At 70.8% G+C, this 16,983-nt stretch carries 16 protein-coding genes; 11 read left to right on the plus strand and 5 right to left on the minus strand.

Translation table 11 applies throughout. The features are described from left to right. Nucleotides 1-13 precede the first annotated feature (13 nt). The 5 genes from galU to RF645_RS08235 all read left to right on the plus strand — a co-directional run bounded on the left by galU (nt 14) and on the right by RF645_RS08235 (nt 5,438). Nucleotides 14-943 carry a UTP--glucose-1-phosphate uridylyltransferase GalU gene (gene galU, locus RF645_RS08215; protein WP_058871776.1) on the plus strand — a complete coding sequence of 310 codons (930 nt, stop codon included), beginning with the start codon at nt 14-16 and terminating at the stop codon, nt 941-943. After that, nucleotides 940-1,575, plus strand: a complete 636-nt coding sequence (locus tag RF645_RS08220; RefSeq protein ID WP_006213429.1) for a GNAT family N-acetyltransferase — start codon at nt 940-942, stop codon at nt 1,573-1,575. Before galU ends, RF645_RS08220 begins: the two co-directional genes overlap by 4 nt. 162 nt (nt 1,576-1,737) lie before the next feature. Beyond that, nucleotides 1,738-2,595: a hypothetical protein gene (locus tag RF645_RS08225; RefSeq protein ID WP_137802118.1), complete on the plus strand. Its 858-nt coding sequence runs from the start codon at nt 1,738-1,740 to the stop codon at nt 2,593-2,595. Between the two features lie 134 nt (nt 2,596-2,729). Beyond that, complete coding sequence (locus tag RF645_RS08230) at nt 2,730-4,451, plus strand: CYTH and CHAD domain-containing protein (protein ID WP_006213427.1); 1,722 nt, start codon at nt 2,730-2,732, stop codon at nt 4,449-4,451. Nucleotides 4,452-4,601: 150 nt separating this feature from the next. Next, nucleotides 4,602-5,438, plus strand: coding sequence for a Bax inhibitor-1/YccA family protein (locus RF645_RS08235; protein WP_006213426.1), 837 nt, complete (start codon nt 4,602-4,604; stop codon nt 5,436-5,438). A gap of 99 nt (nt 5,439-5,537) precedes the next feature. Here RF645_RS08235 and RF645_RS08240 read toward each other — a convergent pair whose 3' ends face one another. Then, nucleotides 5,538-6,140 (minus strand): hypothetical protein, encoded by a 603-nt coding sequence (locus RF645_RS08240; RefSeq protein ID WP_006213425.1) that lies wholly within the window; start codon nt 6,138-6,140, stop codon nt 5,538-5,540. A gap of 123 nt (nt 6,141-6,263) precedes the next feature. Here RF645_RS08240 and RF645_RS08245 point away from each other — a divergent pair, with 123 nt between their 5' ends. Beyond that, nucleotides 6,264-7,883 carry an AI-2E family transporter gene (locus RF645_RS08245; RefSeq protein WP_235044707.1) on the plus strand — a complete coding sequence of 540 codons (1,620 nt, stop codon included), beginning with the start codon at nt 6,264-6,266 and terminating at the stop codon, nt 7,881-7,883. Nucleotides 7,884-8,076: 193 nt separating this feature from the next. Further along, nucleotides 8,077-9,324 carry a threonine ammonia-lyase gene (gene ilvA, locus RF645_RS08250; RefSeq protein ID WP_006213423.1) on the plus strand — a complete coding sequence of 416 codons (1,248 nt, stop codon included), beginning with the start codon at nt 8,077-8,079 and terminating at the stop codon, nt 9,322-9,324. Nucleotides 9,325-9,419: 95 nt separating this feature from the next. Here the strand turns inward: ilvA and greA are convergent, their stop codons facing one another. Beyond that, the gene (gene greA, locus RF645_RS08255; protein ID WP_006213422.1) at nt 9,420-9,926 is read right to left on the minus strand and encodes a transcription elongation factor GreA; all 507 of its coding nucleotides are present in this window, start codon (nt 9,924-9,926) and stop codon (nt 9,420-9,422) included. Nucleotides 9,927-10,157: 231 nt separating this feature from the next. After that, the gene (locus tag RF645_RS08260) at nt 10,158-10,589 is read right to left on the minus strand and encodes a DUF4307 domain-containing protein (protein WP_058871773.1); all 432 of its coding nucleotides are present in this window, start codon (nt 10,587-10,589) and stop codon (nt 10,158-10,160) included. Between the two features lie 197 nt (nt 10,590-10,786). Here RF645_RS08260 and mca point away from each other — a divergent pair, with 197 nt between their 5' ends. Continuing rightward, nucleotides 10,787-11,710 (plus strand): mycothiol conjugate amidase Mca, encoded by a 924-nt coding sequence (gene mca / locus RF645_RS08265; RefSeq protein WP_051990387.1) that lies wholly within the window; start codon nt 10,787-10,789, stop codon nt 11,708-11,710. Between the two features lie 55 nt (nt 11,711-11,765). Beyond that, on the plus strand, nt 11,766-12,134 hold the full coding sequence (locus RF645_RS08270; protein ID WP_006213418.1) for a hypothetical protein: 369 nt from the start codon (nt 11,766-11,768) through the stop codon (nt 12,132-12,134). Nucleotides 12,135-12,166: 32 nt separating this feature from the next. Here RF645_RS08270 and RF645_RS08275 read toward each other — a convergent pair whose 3' ends face one another. After that, nucleotides 12,167-12,964, minus strand: coding sequence for a hemolysin III family protein (locus RF645_RS08275; RefSeq protein WP_006213417.1), 798 nt, complete (start codon nt 12,962-12,964; stop codon nt 12,167-12,169). A gap of 266 nt (nt 12,965-13,230) precedes the next feature. Between RF645_RS08275 and RF645_RS08280 the strand changes: the two genes are divergently transcribed. Beyond that, the gene (locus tag RF645_RS08280) at nt 13,231-13,992 is read left to right on the plus strand and encodes an isoprenyl transferase (protein ID WP_006213416.1); all 762 of its coding nucleotides are present in this window, start codon (nt 13,231-13,233) and stop codon (nt 13,990-13,992) included. A 195-nt stretch (nt 13,993-14,187) separates the two neighbouring features. Continuing rightward, the gene (locus tag RF645_RS08285) at nt 14,188-15,585 is read left to right on the plus strand and encodes a PhoH family protein (protein ID WP_006213415.1); all 1,398 of its coding nucleotides are present in this window, start codon (nt 14,188-14,190) and stop codon (nt 15,583-15,585) included. Nucleotides 15,586-15,624: 39 nt separating this feature from the next. Here the strand turns inward: RF645_RS08285 and RF645_RS08290 are convergent, their stop codons facing one another. Continuing rightward, entirely contained in the window at nt 15,625-16,905 is a 1,281-nt protein-coding gene (locus RF645_RS08290) for a glycosyltransferase 87 family protein (protein ID WP_006213414.1), read from the minus strand. Between the last annotated feature and the right edge of the window lie 78 nt (nt 16,906-16,983).

Below are 16,983 nucleotides of genomic sequence, written 5' to 3' on the forward strand. Positions count from 1 at the left end.
TTAGCCTTCAGGCATGAGCTCTGAGAACCCCAAGCGCACCGTCCGCAAGGCCGTCCTGCCCGCCGCCGGGCTGGGCACCCGCTTCCTGCCCGCCACGAAGGCCACTCCCAAGGAGATGCTGCCCGTGGTGGATCGCCCCGCGATCCAGTACGTGGTGCAGGAGGCCGTCGATGCCGGTCTGACCGATCTGCTCGTGATCACGGGCCGCTCCAAGCGCGCCCTCGAGGACCACTTCGACCGCATCCCGTCGCTGGAGGCCCAGCTCAAGGAGTCCGGCAAGGACAAGCTGCTCGAAGCCGTCGAGCACGCCTCCGAGCTCGGCGACCTGCACTACCTGCGCCAGGGCGACCCCAAGGGCCTGGGCCACGCGGTCCTGCGCGCCAAGACCCACGTGGGCGACGAGCCCTTCGCGGTGCTTCTCGGCGACGACCTCATCGACGAGAAGGAGGACCTCCTCTCCGAGATGATCGAGGTCCAGCAGCGCACCGGCGGCTCGGTCGTGGCCCTGCTCGAGGTCCCGCAGGAGAGCATCGGCGCCTACGGCTGCGCCGACGTCTCCGCGGTCGAGGGCGAGGACTTCGTCCGCGTCAACGGCCTGGTCGAGAAGCCCGAGCCCGCCGAGGCGCCGTCGAACCTCGCGGTCATCGGGCGCTACGTCCTGCACCAGGGCGTCTTCGAGGTGCTCGAGCACACCGAGCCCGGCCGCGGCCACGAGATCCAGCTGACCGACGCCCTGGCCGAGCTGGCCGCCCAGGAGGGCGAGGGCGGCGGCGTGTACGGCGTGGTCTTCCGCGGCCGCCGCTACGACACCGGCGACAAGCTGTCCTACCTCAAGGCCAATGTCACCATCGCCTCGGAGCGCGAGGACCTCGGCCCGGAGCTGCGCGCATGGCTGATCGAGTTCGCCAAGGGCCTCGAGGGCAAGGACGCCGACCAGGCGTGAGCCCGCGGGTTCAGTGGCCCGTGCGGCTGTCCTGGGGCGACCTGCGGCTGCGTCCCCTCGTCGCGCGCGATCGCGGCGAGTGGGATGCGGTGCGGTGGGAGAACCGGGAGTGGCTGGGCCCGTGGGAGGCCACGAACCCAGAGCCCTCCGAGGCGCTGCCGTCGTTCCGGCGCTTCGTGCGGGAGCAGGACCGGGAGGCGCGAGCGGGACGCAGCCTGCCGTGGGTCATCGCGGAGCGGCGCCCGGACGGCTCCTGGCCGATGGCCGGCCAGCTCGCCGTCTCGTCGATCACCGGCGGAGCCGCGCGCAGCGCCTCGATCGGCTACTGGGTCGACGCCACGTGCGCCGGACGCGGGATCGCGCCCATGGCGGTCGCGATGGCCGTGGACTACTGCTTCCAGCATCGTCGCCTCCACCGGGTCGAGATCAACATCCGCCCGCAGAACGCAGCGTCCCTGCGCATCGTCGAGAAGCTGGGCTTCCGCGACGAGGGGCTGCGGCGGGATTACCTGCACATCGCGGGGAGCTGGAGCGATCACCGCAGCTTCGCGCTGACGGCCCCGGAGCTCGCTGCCGGGGGCCTGGTCGAGCGCTTCACCGGCACCAGCAGGCCGATGGTCGTGGAGTCCTGAAGGTGCGTCGCGCGGCGCTTCGCTGCGACGCATTCCCGGCGGAGTATGGGATCATGGGCCGAGCACCTGAACGTGCCGCCGTTCCGCGCCGTCTTCGACCCGCAGCGGATCCGGCACCAGACGAACCGCCTCATCACCTTGAGAATCCGAGGAGCCCGGAAGATGCCGAGCAGCGACACCCAGCCTTCAGCCGGCGTCTTCGACGGCCTGGCGATCAGGTGGGATCGCACCTCAGTGTTCCTGCTGGGCGCCGTGAGCCTCGCGCTGGCCGTTGTGCTGGGTCTTCTGGCCCCCTTCACCGCCGTGACCTGGCCCTGGCCGGTCTTCCTGCTCCTGCTGGGCACGGGCAGCATCGCAGCCCTCGTGTACGTCGCGGATCAGGAGCGCGCCGCTGCGCCGGCTGCCAGCACCTCCGTGCGCAGCGCCCGCAGCGCGCTCGGTGCTGAGGCTGCCGTCGAGGGCCAGCCAGGGCGGGCCGAGGCGCAGGACCGAGCGCTGTTCGACAACGAGCAGCACGTCGCCCGGGAGGCCGAGCGCCGCGAGCAGGCGGACCGCCGGGAACTGGACCTTCCCGAGGATCAGGAGTTCCTGGACGACCTGCGCTTCGAGGACGAGGAGCAGGACGCCGTCCGCAGCGTCGTCCGCTCCTCCACGGCCGCCCCGTACGTCCCGCCGCGCGCCGACCTCCAGCGCTCCGCCGCGCGTCCGGCAGGCGTGCGCACCCAGGCTGCCGGTCAGCTCGTGCCCACCCACGAGGAGCTGAGGGCCGTCGCCCGTCGCGTGGCTCAGGAGTCCTCGCAGGATCGCGGGCAGACCTGGGAGCCCGTCGCGGTGCCCAAGCCCACCTATGCCCGCGTCGCGGTGGCGCCCCGTCCGGCCGTCGAGCCCATGCAGGCTCCGGCCGCACCCAAGTCCTCCGGACGCCCGCTGCGCGAGGCAGCCCAGGCTCCGCAGCCTCAGACCGAGCGCCCCGGCGTCTCGATCGACCTCGACGACGTCCTGTCGCGGCGCCGGGCCTGAGCCGGCCTGCCAGCCCGCATACCCTTCGAGAACGTCGTCGGCCGCATCGCCATCGGGCGAGGCGGCCGACGACATTCCGCTCCCACCCGCAGAAGCCACAGCACCTCCACGACCTCCCGAGAGGAGATCCGGCGATGACCCCCAGCACCCAGCCCGAGATCGAGCGCAAGTACGAGGTGCCCGCAGGGGCCGAGCCGGTGTGGGATGACATGCCGCGCCTCAAGGTGGAGCCGGAGCAGGATGTCCGCTCCCTCGAGGCCACCTACTACGACACCGCCACCGGCAGCCTGGCCGCCTTCGGGCTGGCGCTGCGCCGTCGTCGCGGCGGTCCGGACGAGGGGTGGCACCTGAAGTACCGGGCCGCCGGCGTCAAGCACGAGGTCCACGTCCCCCTCTTGCGCACCGCCGATCGGCTGCCGGCGCAGATGCGCCAGCTGATCTCGGGCCTGCTGGACGATCAGCCCCTCGAGCCTCTGGCCGTGCTGCGCAACGAGCGCCAGGTGCTGCAGGTGCACGACCCGGAGCACGGCCGCGTGGCCGAGATCTGCCTGGACGACGTCCGCGGCACGGAATCCGCCACGGGCATCACCCGGGTGTGGCAGGAGCACGAGGTCGAGCTGGTCAACGGGACCCAGGCAGATCCCCAGGCCGTCTTCGACGAGATCCAGACAGTGCTGCTGGCGGCCGGGCTGCGTCCGTCCGCCTCCGCAGCCAAGATCGCGCGCACCCTGGGCGCCGAGGACGACGCCGAGGCCGTCACGGTGATCGGCCCCGACGGCGAGCAGCTGCCGGGCACCCAGCCGGAGGATTCCTCCGAGGACCGTGCCGAGAAGGCCTCCTCGAAGGGCAAGAAGGGGAAGAAGGACAAGAAGGACGGCGGGAAGAAGGGCAAGAAGGGGAAGAAGGACAAGAAGGACGGCGGCAAGAAGGCGAAGCGGGCCGAGGCGGTCCCGGAGCCGGAGTCCGAGCCGAGCACCGGGCAGATCGTGCGGACCGCGCTGTTCGGAGCCGTCCGACAGATCCAGTGGATGGACTTTCTGGTGCGGATCGGGGCGGAGCCGGCCGTGCACGGCCTGCGCCGCGCGGCGCGCACCTGCGAGGCCCTGCTCATCGGGCTCGGCCCGGATCTGGCGAATCCCCAGGAAGCGGCCGAGGCAGGCCGGATCGTGCGCGAGATGAGCCAGGAGCTCTCCGCGCTGCGCGATGCCGAGGTCGTGGAGCAGCTGCTGCCGCTGCGCGCCGAGGACGCGGGGGAGGCCCTCTCCCGCTCCGCAGCGGCGCATCTGGAGACCATGGCCCGGGAGAATCGTGAGGCCCAGGCCGCCTCCGCGCGCCGTCGGCTGCTCTCGAGCGGTCACCAGCAGTCGCTGCGGGACCTGGCAGAGGTGCTGGGCCGGGCGCGGCTCAGCGACTCCGCCGCCGAGCGCTCGCCCAAGAAGCTCGGCTCCCGCATGGCCGAGCGGTGGCTCGAGACCATCAGGCAGCTGGGTCCCGTTCCCGTCGAAGTGGTGCAGCTCGACGACGTGCTGGTCCACGTCCACGCGGTGCGCCGTGCACTGCGCCTGTTCAGCTTCGGCGCCGAGGTCTTCGACGCCACGCCGCTGCGCGCCCGCAAGTCCCAGACGACGATCCTGCCGAGCGCGGAGGGCTACCTCGAGACCTGCGGCGATCTCATGGACTGCCGCGTGATGGACGTCTGGTACGCCTCCGCGGCGCGCTCGCTCGTGCGCAAGGGCGGCGATCGCTACGGCGTGGGCATCCTGCACGGCCGGGAGCGCGCGCTGCTCGAGGCATCGACCGAGGACAGCGTCCTGATCCTGGAGGAGCTCTTCGACCAGTTCGAGGACGAGGACTGAAGCCCCGCAGCGCGTGAGGCTCCCACGAGCCGTTCGCCCTCGGGGGACGCTCGAGCGGCCCCCGGGAGCAACTGCTAGCCTGAACACAGCCCCCACTACCGCCCTCGACTGCCCCACAGGACATATGCGGGCACAGGAAAGGATGATTGCATGAGCAATCCCATGCTCCGCGACTTCGGCGCTCAGAAGGGCGCCCGACCCCAGCAGGGTCAGTACGAGCAGAACGGCCGGATCTACGACTACGCTGGCGGGGCCGGTCAGACGGCCAGCGCGGACAAGCTGCAGGGCATGTACGACCAGCCCACGGCAGGCCCTGCGCAGACCGGCCGCATGACTATGACCGACGTCGTCATGCGCACCGCCATGACCCTGGGCACCGTGATCGTCATGGCGGTCGTGGGCTGGTACGTGCCGGCCCTGGCGATCCCCGGCGCGATCATCGGCCTGGTGCTCGGCCTGGTGAACGCCTTCAAGCGCGAGCCTTCGCCCGTGCTGATCATGGCCTACGCCGCGGCTCAGGGAGCCTTCCTGGGCGGGCTGTCCATGATCATGGAGGCCAGCGCCTACCAGGGCATCGTGCTCCAGGCCGTCATCGGCACCCTGGGCGTGGCCGCCGTCGTGCTGGTGCTCAACCAGCTGGGCATCCTGCGCTCCAGCCCCGTGCTGACCAAGATCGTGCTGGTCGCCATGCTCGGCTACCTCGTGTTCGGCCTGGTCAACCTGGGCCTGTCGGTCTTCGCCGGCTTCAACATGCGCTCGGACGTCAGCATCCCGGGCACCGACCTGCCGCTGGGCCTGCTCATCGGTGCGATCGCCATCCTGCTGGCGTCGTACTCGCTCGTGCTCGACTACGAGAACATCCGCAACGGCATCGGCCGTGTGCCGGCAAAGTACGCCTGGTCTGCGGCCTTCGGCCTGACGGTCACGCTGATCTGGCTCTACGTCGAGATCCTGCGCATCCTGGCGCTGTTCAACAGCAACGACTGAGACAGCTCGCGCCGCGGGAGACATCCTGCGCAGCACAGGGCCCGGCCCCCACCAAGCGATCCTTCGCCGGTGGGGGCCGGGCACTTCTCGTCGCTCGGGTCAGTCCAGGAATTCGAGCGGGGTCTGCGGCTCGGGCCCCGCAGCGGCCTCCCGCGCCTCAGCGGCCGGGACCCGGCCGATGAACAGCCACCCCAGGATCTCTTCGCGCTCCTGCAGGCCGTAGAAGTCGTGCAGGACCTCCTGGTCGGGCGACTCGCGCGGTGCCCACTGCACGCCCCAGCCGACGCCGCACAGCGCAGCCTCCAGAACGGTGTGCGCGGCCAGTGCCTCCATGCGCTGGCGCTTGCGGGACAGCTGAGCGTCCTCGGCGGGACGGAAGACGAGGGCCAGCGCCATGCCGCCTCGCATGGCGAAGGCCAGCGAGCCGCGGAAGGCCGCCAGACGGCGCAGCTGCTTGCCCTTCAGCGGTGCGCTGCCATCGCCGACGTCCGGCAGGGAGCGCAGCCCGGAGAGCGCGGCGGCCAGCTGCGGGGCCTGTGCGCGAGTGGTGGCGATCAGGCGCCAGGAGCTCGTGTCCTCGGAGGCCGCTCGTCCCGCGGCCGCCCGGACGATCTGCTCCAGCTCAGCGCGCGTGGGGGCCTCTGGGAGCAGAGCGATGGCGCGTCGACGCTGGGACAGGATTCTCAGGAACGGGGCGACCATGGAGCCATCATCCCACCTTCGGGACATTGCGCCCCTGTGCGTCGGAGAATCGGGGATGACGAGGTGAAGGCCACTGCCTGTCCTGCCCCTGTGCTGTCCCCCGGAGGTGCCATGATGAAGCCCATGACATCAACCACCGGATCCTCGCCCGATCATGAGCGCGAGCCAGATATCCAGATGCCCAGGAAGGGCGTGAGCGACGGCCAGAGCGTTCCGGCAGGCGTGCGGGTGGCCGCAGCCTGGTCCTGGCGCATCATCGTCATCATCGCCGGAATCTACGTGCTGGGGCGCCTGCTCGGGGCGGTGACCACCGTGCTGATCCCGGTGCTGCTGGCCGCCCTCGTGGCGAGTCTGATCGCCCCGCTGTCCCAGGCGCTGCGCCGCCTGCGGTTCCCGGGCATCCTGGCCTCTCTGAGCTCGATCGTGATCCTGATCCTGGTTGTCTTCGGCCTGCTGGCCCTTGCGGGGCAGCAGATCATCTCCGGCTTCAGCAAGCTCAGCGACTCGGCCATGGCCGGTGTGAACGCCCTGATCGGGCTGATCGAGGACCTCCCGATCGATGTGTCCACGGACCGGCTCAACGACCTGGTGGAGCAGGGCATGGGCTGGCTGCAGGACAACTCCGGGTCGATCCTCTCCGGGGCCGTGTCGTTCGGCTCGACGGCCGGCAACTTCGTGACCGGCTTCTTCATCATGATCTTCACCCTGATCTTCTTCCTCTCCGATGGAGAGCGGATCTGGCTGTTCATCGTGAAGCTGTTCCCCAAGCCGGCTCAGGCCGCGGTGAACGGCTCGGGCCGCAAGGCCTGGATCTCGCTGGGGCAGTACGTGCGGGTGCAGGGCTTCGTGGCGTTCATCGACGCCGTGGGCATCGGCCTGGGAGCGTTCATCCTGGGCGTTCCGCTGGCGGTGCCGCTGGCGATCCTGGTGTTCATCGGCTCGTGGATCCCGCTCGTGGGCGCTGTGGTCACCGGTGCGATCGGCGTGCTCGTGGCGCTCGTGGCCAACGGGCCGATGGCAGCCCTGGGCATGCTGGCCGTCGTCATCATCGTGCAGCAGCTCGAGGGCAACGTCCTGCAGCCGCTGATCATGGGCCAGGCGGTCTCCCTGCACCCGCTGGCGGTCTTCCTGGCCGTGGCCTCGGGATCCGTGGTCGCGGGCATCCTGGGCGCGCTGTTCGCGGTGCCGCTGCTGGCCATGGTCAACTCCGTGATCCGCTATCTCTCCAGCAGGGGATGGGAGCACGACCCGGACATCGCCTGGCAGCCCTATCTGTATCCGTGGGAGATACGCCGAAAGGCCAAGGCCAAGGAGCTCACCCGCGAGGAGGTGCTCCAGCAGTTCCGCCGCTTCAGCCGCACCCGCCGCAATGAGGAGGCCAAGTCCCGCAACAAGGAGGCCGAGAAGGACGTCACGCAGCGCGAGCGCGATCGCGCCCTCGAGGCCGCCGACCGGGTGTCCGAGGCCGAGCGCCGTCGTCACGCCCGGCAGAAGGAGCACCACGGCGCCGCCAAGGAGACCGACGTCTCGCAGCCCCGACCCACGCAGGAGGCGGGCGAGCTCGAGGAGGCGCAGGTGGCGCGCATGCCGCAGGGCCTGGGAGACGACGTCGGCCAGCCCACTCCCGGCGACCGGGTGGTCGCGGGCGTCGACGACGCCGATCCGACTCCGCCCGAGCAGGGCGGCTCCGAGGATGGTCTCGATTCCGAGGCGGACGGCCGCGGAGGCTCCCACCGGGTCTGATCGGCCGGGGCCGCCGCAGCGCAGTCGCCTCCGCTGAGGACGACGCGCCTCGTCGGGAGCTCGTCGATGGGTCGCAGCGGCACCGCAGACGGTGTCGGGGCGGCCCATCGTCGCGTCCTAGGATGGATGGCGGCCCGCACCGGGGTCGAGCACGTCCATCGGGTGCCGCAGCACCCAGGTTCAGGAGGACCCCATGTCGCTGTCCGAGCTACCCGTCCAGCTCGAGGACATCGAGCGCGCCGCGCGGCTGCTCGACGGCGTCATCGAGCGGACTCCTGTGGCGCATTCCCGGGCGCTTTCGCGGGAGCTGGGCTCCGAGGTCTGGCTCAAGGCCGAGAACCTGCAGCGCGCCGGCTCCTTCAAGGCCCGTGGGGCCTACGTGCGGATGGCCGGGCTGTCCGATCAGGAGAAGGCCCGCGGGGTCATCGCGGCCTCGGCAGGCAATCACGCCCAGGGGGTGGCGCTGGCGGCCAGCCAGCTCGGGATCCGGGCCAGGATCTACATGCCTCGGGTGGCGGCCCTTCCCAAGATCGCCGCGACCCAGGATCACGGCGCTGAGGTCGTGCTCTTCGGCTCGACCGTGGACGAGGCGCTGAGCGAGGCCAAGCGGGTGGCCGAGGAGTCCGGCATGGTCTTCATCCACCCCTTCGACAACGCGGAGATCGTGGCCGGTCAGGGAACGCTGGGCCTCGAGATCCTCGAGCAGGTCCCGGAAGTGGACACCGTGCTCACGGGTGTGGGCGGAGGTGGGCTCCTTGCGGGTCTGGCTGTCGCCCTGAAGGCCAGAGCCGCCAACGGCGGACGCCCGGTGCGGCTGATCGGCGTGCAGGCCGAGAACGCCGCCGCCTACCCGCCCTCGCTGGCCGGGGACGCCATCGTCTCCCTGGACAGGGTCTCGACCATCGCCGACGGCATCGCCGTGGGCAAGCCCGGAGAGCTGCCCTTCGAGATCATCCGCGACCTCGTCGACGACGTCGTGACGGTCTCGGAGGACCGCCTGGCCGAGGCGCTGATCTTCCTGCTCGAGCGCAACAAGCTCGTGGTCGAGCCGGCCGGTGTGGTCGGCGTGGCCGCGCTGCTCGACGGACGCCTCCAGGAGGTCCACGGAGACCTCGGCACCACGGCTGTGGTGCTTTCCGGCGGCAACATCGATCCCATGCTCATGCTCAAGGTGATCCAGCGCGGTCTGGCGGCGGCTGGGCGCTATCAGACCCTGAAGATGATGCTCGTGGACCGCCCCGGCGAGCTGACCCGCATCTCCGGGATCATCTCGGGCCTGGACGCCAATGTGACCGGCGTGGACCACACCCGCATCGGCGGCTCGCTGTCCATGGGCGATGTCTCCATCACTATCGACATGGAGACCAAGGGCCACGAGCATTCGCGCGCCGTGATCGCCGCCCTGGAGGCCGAGGGCTACGAGCCCGTCGTCGTGCACTGAGCTGAGCGCTCCCGCAGCCCGCACCCGCTGCGGGTCGGCATGAGGAAGGCGCCGTCTCCCGAACGGGAGACGGCGCCTTCGCCGTGTGCGGGGCTTCAGCCGCGGAAGGGCTTGGCCTCGAGGATCTCGACCTCGATGGACTTGCCGTTGGGGGCCTCGTAGCTCACCTTGTCGCCGGCCTTGTGGCCTGCGATGGCCGCGCCCAGCGGGGAGCGCAGGGAGTAGACCTCCAGGTCGGAGTCCCCGACGAGGTCCTCGGCGACCTCGCGGGAGCCCAGCAGGAAGGTCATCTCGTTGCCGGCGATCTTCGCCGTGACGATCATGCCGGCTTCGACGACGCCGTTGTCCTCGGCGAACTCGCCGACCGTCGCGTTCTCCAGGAGATTGGTCAGCTGCTGGATGCGGCCCTCGTTCTTGGACTGCTCCTCGCGGGCGGCGTGGTAGCCGCCGTTCTCCTTGAGGTCGCCCTCATCGCGAGCCGCCTCGATGCGGTCGACGATCTCCTGACGGTACGGCCCGGAGATGTGGTCGAGCTCCTTCTTGAGGCGGTCGTAGGCCTCCTGGGTGAGCCAGGCGCCCTCGGTCTCGGGGGTCTCGGACACGGTGCTCTTCTCTCTGTCTGCGGTGGTCTTGCCGGCACGGCACCCGACGCCGGGGCGCGGGGCCTCTGCGGTCTGCTCGGGCGGTGCCGCTGCCTGAGGGGGCTGCGCTGCGCATCGCTGGGATGCGGGCGCGGCGGAACAGGCAGGAGGCTCATCTTATCGGAAAGGGGTGCGATCTTCGGCACACCGATCCACGGCGCACGTGTCAGGCCGAGTGCTCGCGTCCGGGGCTCAGCCCAGGTTCCAGCAGCTGTCGACCCGGGCGGTGTTGGCCGGATTGGTGGTGCGGATGGCCAGGCGGTGGGCGGTCGTGCGCTCGGCCTGGGAGTTCGCGGGCAGCGAGATCTCCTCGTAGCCGACGACGGCCCAGTCCTCGTTCAGCGCCTCGACGCCGCAGCGCACCGCCTGATCGGGATCGCGGGTGACCTCGAAGTCGGCGGTGACCTGGGCCGAGGAGATGAGGTCGAAGCCCACGTCCTTGGAGCTCGGCGCTGCGGACCGGGCCTGCACGATCCACACGACGAACAGGGTGGCCACCAGCAGCGCGGCCCCGATCAGACCCCAGCGAGCACGAGGGCTCAGCCGGCGGCGGGGACGGAGGCCATAGCGCTGCTGCAGCACCGACGTCTCGCTCGCGGCTGCGGGCTGTCTCGTGTGCGGCATGCCTTCCAGTCTAGTGCCGGCCTCGGACGTCCCGGTCGGTCCGGGCACCGAGGGAAGGCCCGGCCGAGGCGCGTAGGATCGCAGGGTGTGCGTGCTGTCGGCCGGAGCCGGAAGCGCGTCGCCCGCTGATCACGAATGCTTCGTGCTCAGCGCCCCTCACCGGAAAGGATCTCAGGACCTTGCCCTCGTACTCCGACATGCGTCTGCTGGCCGTCCACGCCCATCCCGACGACGAAGCGTCGAAGGGCGCCGCCACGATGGCGCACTACCGCCGTCTGGGCGTCGACGTGATGGTCGTGACCTGCACCGGCGGCGATTCCGGCTCGATCCTCAACTCCGCCATGGAGTCCGTGCCCCACGCCCGGCGCGACCTGGCGGGCTACCGCCGCCAGGAGATGGACCGGGCGGCCAAGGCGCTGGACATCTGCCACCGCTGGCTCGGCTACACGGACTCCGGGCTGCCCGAGGGCGATCCGCTGCCGCCGCTGCCGCCGGCATGCTTCGCGCTGCAGCCGGTGGACCGAGCCGCCGCCCCGCTGATCCAGCTGGTCCGCGAGTTCCGCCCGCACGTGATCCTCACCTACGACGAGAACGGCGGCTATCCGCACCCGGATCACATCCAGACCCACAACGTCGCCATGCGCGCGTGGGAGAAGGCAGGGGATCCCGAGCACCTGCCGGAGCTGGGCGAGGCCTGGCAGCCGCTGAAGTTCTACTACGACCGCGCCTTCGACCTGGATCGCCTCCAGGCGCTGCACGAGGCCCTGACCGCCAAGGGCCTGGAGTCCCCGTTCGCCGAGCGCATCGCGCGTCGGCTCGAGGCCCGGGACACGGAGGGCAACGACTCCGCGCCGAACAAGCACGTCACCACGACCAAGATCCACTGCGCCGACTGCTTCCCGGTGCGCGACGAGGCCCTGCGGGCGCATGCGACCCAGGTGGCCCCGGAGTCGTGGTTCTTCGCCATGTCCCCACAGGACCAGGCCGCGGCCTGGCCGTGGGAGGACTACGTGCTCGCCGACACCCGCGTGGACGCCGAGCTGCCGGAGACCTGCGTGTTCACCGGGATCGTGGACGAGGTCCACCCGGACCCCGAGGACGCCCCCTCCTGGCAGATCTGAGGGGCCCGCACCCGCGGAGCCCCAGAACCTTCGAAGAGACGAGATCACCGCTTCCATGCTCAGCCTGCCGCTGCAGAACTACAACGATGCCACCGACCCGGGTGAGCTGCGCCCCGGCCTGGAGGCCGAGCAGGTCAGCCCCGGGCTGCTCGGCTTCCTGATCACCTTCGTGATGGTCGCCGTCGTCGTGCTGCTGATCGTCGACATGGTGCGCCGCCAGCGCCGCCTCCGCTACCGCGCCGATTACGCGCGCGCCCGCGAGGAGGCCGAGTCGGGGGCTGCGCTCCAGTCCCCGGAGGCGGCGCAGGAGGACGAGCCCGCCGGATCAGCCGCGTCCACGGGCACCTCCCGCGGCGGACCTCCGGGTGCCCGCGAGCAGGACGATGCGCGCGCCGAGAGGGACGCTCCGGGCGAGCGGCCCTGAAGCCGCCCGCGGAGCAGTCGTGCCAGTGCCGCTCAGGCGGACATCGCGACGACGATCGCGCTCCAGTGGCACACGAATCCGATCACGGTGCACGAGTGGAAGACCTCGTGGAAGCCGAAGTGCAGCGGCGCGATCGCCGGGCGCTTCAGCGCGTAGACCACCGCGCCGGCGATGTAGGCGATCCCACCCACGGACAGCGCCACGGTGGCCGCTGAGCTCACGGGCCAGAACACCGGGAGGTAGGCCACCGCGATGCAGCCCATGACGATGTACAGCGGCGTGTAGAGCCAGCGCGGGGCGCCCATCCACAGCAGGCGGAAGGCGATCAGGCCCGCGGCGCAGGACCAGATGATGATCAGCAGCGCCCGCGGATCCTCGAGCAGGGCGATCGCCAGCGGCGTGTAGGTCCCCGCGATCAGCAGGGCGATGTTGCAGTGATCGAACCGGCGCAGGAAGCCCGTGACCCGGGGGGACCAGTAGCTGCGGTGGTAGATGCCGGAGACCCCGAACAGCAGCAGCCCGGTCACGCCGAAGATCGCGCAGGCGAACCGCAGCTCCAGGCTCGGCGCCAGCAGCACCGCGATCAGGCCCAGCACGAACACGACAGGGGTGAACGCCGCATGGATCCAGCCGCGCATCAGCGGTTTGCGCTCGACCGGGGGATGCCGCTCCGAGAAGCCCAGCCGCGAGAGCAGACGGGACGCGGCCACGGAGCGGGTCACGGTGGGCAGCTCGAGCCGACGGCGCCTGCGCCCGCCCGAGGCCCGGCTCTCGTCGCGGTGATTCTGCACACGGCGTCCCTGCGGCGCCTCGGCGGTGTGCGGTGACATGGAGCCTCCCGGGGACGTCACTGAGGATCTGCGCAGCGGTGCGATGCGGATCCTGTCCATGCTAGGCCGACGGCCTGCGATCGAGCTGGGTGCATCGTCAGCCGAGAGAGGACGGGATGGGCGGCGCGGTCGATGCGCCGCTGCTCCAGCAGCGCCCGCGCTATCTTTGGGGCAGCGGCGTCACCGGTCCATGAGAGACCGTGCGGGGCCGGACAGGGGTGCCGGGCCGCAAGGCCCGCAGCCGAACCGCCAGATGGAGGGACTGCGTGTCCAAGACCCGCCCGCTGTACCGCCTGTACGAGCAGCGGCTCGAGGCAGGGTTGCCGCCCGAGCAGCTGCCCGGGCACGTGGGGGTGCTCGTGGACGGCAATCGGCGCTGGGCGGAGCAGTCCGGAGGCTCGACCGCAGACGGCCATCGTGCCGGAGCCGAGAAGATCATCGAGTTCCTGGGCTGGTGTCGGGATCTGGAGATCCCGCACGTCACGCTGTACGTCCTGTCCACCGAGAATCTCAAGCGCCCGGCCGAGGAGCTCGGACCGCTGTTGGAGATCATCGCTGAGCTGATGAGCTCGCTGCAGACCCGCAGCCTGTGCCAGGTCCAGGCGGTCGGCGCTCTCGAGATGCTCCCCGACGACCTCCGCGGCTCCATCCGCGAGCTGGAGCGCGCGACCGTGGGGAACGAAGGCCCTCACCTGAACATCGCGGTGGGCTACGGCGGGCGCCAGGAGATCGTCGACGCCGTGCGGGAGATCTTCGCGGGGGCGCTCGAGCGCGGCGAGGACGTGGCCGAGCTCGTCCAGCGGCTGAGCGTCGATGACATCTCCGAGCACCTCTACACGCGCGGGCAGCCGGATCCGGACCTGTTGATCCGCACCTCGGGGGAGCAGAGGCTCTCCGGCTTCCTGATGTGGCAGTCCGCCTACTCGGAGTACCACTTCTGCGAGGCCCTGTGGCCGGACTTCCGCTACGTGGACTTCCTGCGCGCGCTGCGCGACTACGCGAACCGCCATCGCCGCTTCGGCGGCTGATCAGCGCGGCTGACGCGGCCGGTCCGCGCCCGACGATCGCGGGAGCACCCTGTCCCGCTCCGGTGAATCACACACGTGCAATTCATGCTGCGTTCATGCCAGCGGAGTCCGGGCACTGCGCCGCTGTGCCACGTTGGAGCCAGGCGGACCGGAGGATGAGCCATCCGGGCGCCCCGACGGCAGGAGGATGCGGCGATGACGAGCACCACCACCCACCCCACTGGTCAGCAGGGCCCCGTGCAAGCGTCGGAGCAGGCGCCGCCGCGGCCTGAGCCGAGCGCTGAGACCCCGCGCGCGGGAGTGCGCTGCTACGTGGTGGACACCTCGGTCCTGCTCTCGGATCCCCGGGCCGTGCTGCGCTTCGCGGAGCACGACGTGGTGCTGCCGGTCGTCGTGGTCATGGAGCTGGAGGCCAAGCGCCACGACCCTGAGCTCGGGTACTTCGCGCGCAAGGCCCTGCGGCTGCTGGACCGGCTGCGCGTGGATCATGGTGGGCTGGATCGCCCGATCCCGCTCGGCGATCACGGCGGTCGGCTGCGCATCGAGCTGAACCACATCAGCGAGACCGTGCTGCCGCTGAGCTTCCGGCTGCGCGACAACGACTCGCGCATCCTGGCCGTGGCCCGGAACCTGGCCGATGAGGGCCACGATGTCTGCGTGATCTCCAAGGACCTGCCCATGCGCGTGAAGGCCTCTGCGCTGGGCCTGGACGCCGAGGAGTACCGCGCCGAGTGGATCGGCGACGACGAGCACGAGTGGTCGGGCATGGTCGAGCTCGACGTCGACGACGAGCTCGTGAGCCGCCTCTACGCCGACGAGGACGTCCGCGTCCCCGGCTCGGAAGGGCTGCCCTCGGGCGCCGGACTGATCCTGCACTCGCACCGCGGCAGCGCTCTGGCCCGGCTGCGCCCCGACGGCGGCACCCGCGTGGTGCGCGGGGACCGCGAGGTCTTCGGGCTCAGCGGCCGCTCCGCCGAGCAGCGCATGGCGATCGACCTGCTGGTGGATCCGCAGGTCGGCATCGTCTCCCTCGGCGGGCGCGCCGGCACGGGCAAGTCGGCGCTCGCGCTGTGCGCCGGGCTCGAGGCGGTCCTGGAGCGACAGGAGCACCGCCGGATCATCGTGTTCCGCCCGCTGCACGCGGTGGGCGGCCAGGAGCTGGGCTATCTGCCCGGTTCGGAGGAGGAGAAGATGAGCCCGTGGGGCCAGGCGGTCTACGACACCCTGGGCGCGGTGGTCTCCGAGAACGCGATGGCCGAGATCAGCGCGCGCGGGCTGCTCGAGGTGCTCCCCCTGACCCATATCCGCGGCCGCTCCCTGCATGACGCCTGGGTCATCGTGGACGAGGCGCAGTCCCTGGAGAAGAACGTGCTGCTGACGGTGCTGTCTCGCATCGGGCAGAACTCGAAGGTCGTGCTCACCCACGACGTGGCCCAGCGCGACAACCTGCGCGTGGGCCGTCACGACGGGATCGCGGCGGTCGTGGAGGCGCTGAAGGGCCACTCGCTGTTCGGGCACGTGACCCTGACCCGCTCCGAGCGCTCGCCGATCGCGGCGCTGGTCACCGAGGTGCTCGAGCGCACCGAGGTCTGAGCCGACCGCCTCAGCCCCGGCCGGAGCTCGTGCCGGGGCTCAGGCGTCCTCGGCCGATGCCCGCCGGGGCCGCAGCGCGACCCAGGCTCCAGCGGCCATGGAGACGAGCAGGGGGACGGTTCCGAGCCGCTCGAGCGCAGGGGGACCGTTGAAGACCACGTCGGCCCCGCGGTCGCCCAGGTACTCGGCGGCCATGACCGACGGATTGTCGCTGAAGGCCACCAGGATCATCAGCGCCAGCACCGCGGCCGCTGCCCATTCGGCAGGCGGTGCGCTGCGCGGGCGGTCCGGGACCAGGGCGAACAGCAGCGGCAGCACCCACACCCAGTGGTGCTCCCAGGAGATCGGGGAGATCAGCAGCATCACGAGCGCGCCCAGCACGACGGCGGAGAACGGGTCGCCGGCTCGCGCCGCGCGGCGGATGCCGAGCCCTCCGAGCATGATCACGGCGACCGAGAGCAGCAGCCACAGGGGGGTGACCAGGGCATCCGGCAGACCCCACAGATGCAGCATGCCGTTGAGCGACTGATTGGAGATCCGTCCGGCGTCGCCCACACGATCTGTCGAGAACAGCTGGTGCGTGAAGTAGTCGAGCACCTCGCGGGGCAGGACCACGGCCGCGCCCAGGACCGTGATCAGCACGCCGAGGACCATGCCGATGATCGTTTGCCACCGGCCCAGCACGAGCGGGACCAGGCCCATGGCCGCCGGGGTGATCTTCAGGCCGGCGGCCAGACCGGTGAGCACGCCCGAGCCGGCGCCCCCGCTGCGTCGACGGCCGAGATCCGCGAGGATCAGCACGGCCAGGAGGACATTGATCTGCCCGAAGATGAACGTGAACCAGACGGGGTAGAGGTGCCAGGCCAGACCCAGCGCCGTCGCATAGGCCAGCAGCGTGGGGACCGGGCGCAGCAGGAACCAGCCGCGCGAGATCGGGGCCAGGCGCAGCACGACTCCGACGAACACCCCGATCAGCCCCGCATTGACCGCCTTGAGCACGGACCACGCCGATTCCAGAGACATGGCCCCCAGCGGATGGAAGAGGATCGCGGCCGCGGGCGGGTAGGTGAACGGCAGCTCGATCTTCCCGGCCTCCACGAGGCTCGGGGCATAGAGGTAGTCAGTCGTCGGGTTCTGGCCGTGCAGGATCTGGGCCGCGCGCCAGTAGACCTGCATGTCCAGCCCGGGGGCCTCACGCTGGCTGTGGACCACCAGGATGAACACGGCGGTGAAGATCAGCAGCCCCGCCCACATCAGCAGGCGCTGGAGCACGGACGGGGCCGACGGGGAGGACTCGTCGGCGAGGACGGCAGGGGGCATGGGCGCGGCGCCTTCGGTGGGGAGCGGATCGTTCGGTGGAGCTTCCGGGCCGGCAGCTCTGGTCTCGGGCAGGCGTGC

Origin of the sequence: Kocuria sp. CPCC 205260 (genome assembly GCF_040981045.1) — a bacterium.
GTDB lineage: Bacteria > Actinomycetota > Actinomycetes > Actinomycetales > Micrococcaceae > Kocuria > Kocuria palustris.

What these genes read in the sequence shown, in the direction of transcription:
- galU (WP_058871776.1), top strand. Translation starts at nt 14, where the DNA reads ATGAGCTCTGAGAACCCCAAGCGCACCGTCCGCAAGGCCGTCCTGCCC.
- RF645_RS08225 (WP_137802118.1), top strand. Translation starts at nt 1,738, where the DNA reads ATGCCGAGCAGCGACACCCAGCCTTCAGCCGGCGTCTTCGACGGCCTG.
- RF645_RS08230 (WP_006213427.1), top strand. Translation starts at nt 2,730, where the DNA reads ATGACCCCCAGCACCCAGCCCGAGATCGAGCGCAAGTACGAGGTGCCC.
- RF645_RS08235 (WP_006213426.1), top strand. Translation starts at nt 4,602, where the DNA reads ATGAGCAATCCCATGCTCCGCGACTTCGGCGCTCAGAAGGGCGCCCGA.
- RF645_RS08240 (WP_006213425.1), bottom strand. Translation starts at nt 6,140, where the DNA reads ATGGTCGCCCCGTTCCTGAGAATCCTGTCCCAGCGTCGACGCGCCATC.
- RF645_RS08245 (WP_235044707.1), top strand. Translation starts at nt 6,264, where the DNA reads ATGACATCAACCACCGGATCCTCGCCCGATCATGAGCGCGAGCCAGAT.
- ilvA (WP_006213423.1), top strand. Translation starts at nt 8,077, where the DNA reads ATGTCGCTGTCCGAGCTACCCGTCCAGCTCGAGGACATCGAGCGCGCC.
- RF645_RS08260 (WP_058871773.1), bottom strand. Translation starts at nt 10,589, where the DNA reads ATGCCGCACACGAGACAGCCCGCAGCCGCGAGCGAGACGTCGGTGCTG.
- mca (WP_051990387.1), top strand. Translation starts at nt 10,787, where the DNA reads ATGCGTCTGCTGGCCGTCCACGCCCATCCCGACGACGAAGCGTCGAAG.
- RF645_RS08270 (WP_006213418.1), top strand. Translation starts at nt 11,766, where the DNA reads ATGCTCAGCCTGCCGCTGCAGAACTACAACGATGCCACCGACCCGGGT.
- RF645_RS08275 (WP_006213417.1), bottom strand. Translation starts at nt 12,964, where the DNA reads ATGTCACCGCACACCGCCGAGGCGCCGCAGGGACGCCGTGTGCAGAAT.
- RF645_RS08285 (WP_006213415.1), top strand. Translation starts at nt 14,188, where the DNA reads ATGACGAGCACCACCACCCACCCCACTGGTCAGCAGGGCCCCGTGCAA.
- RF645_RS08290 (WP_006213414.1), bottom strand. Translation starts at nt 16,905, where the DNA reads ATGCCCCCTGCCGTCCTCGCCGACGAGTCCTCCCCGTCGGCCCCGTCC.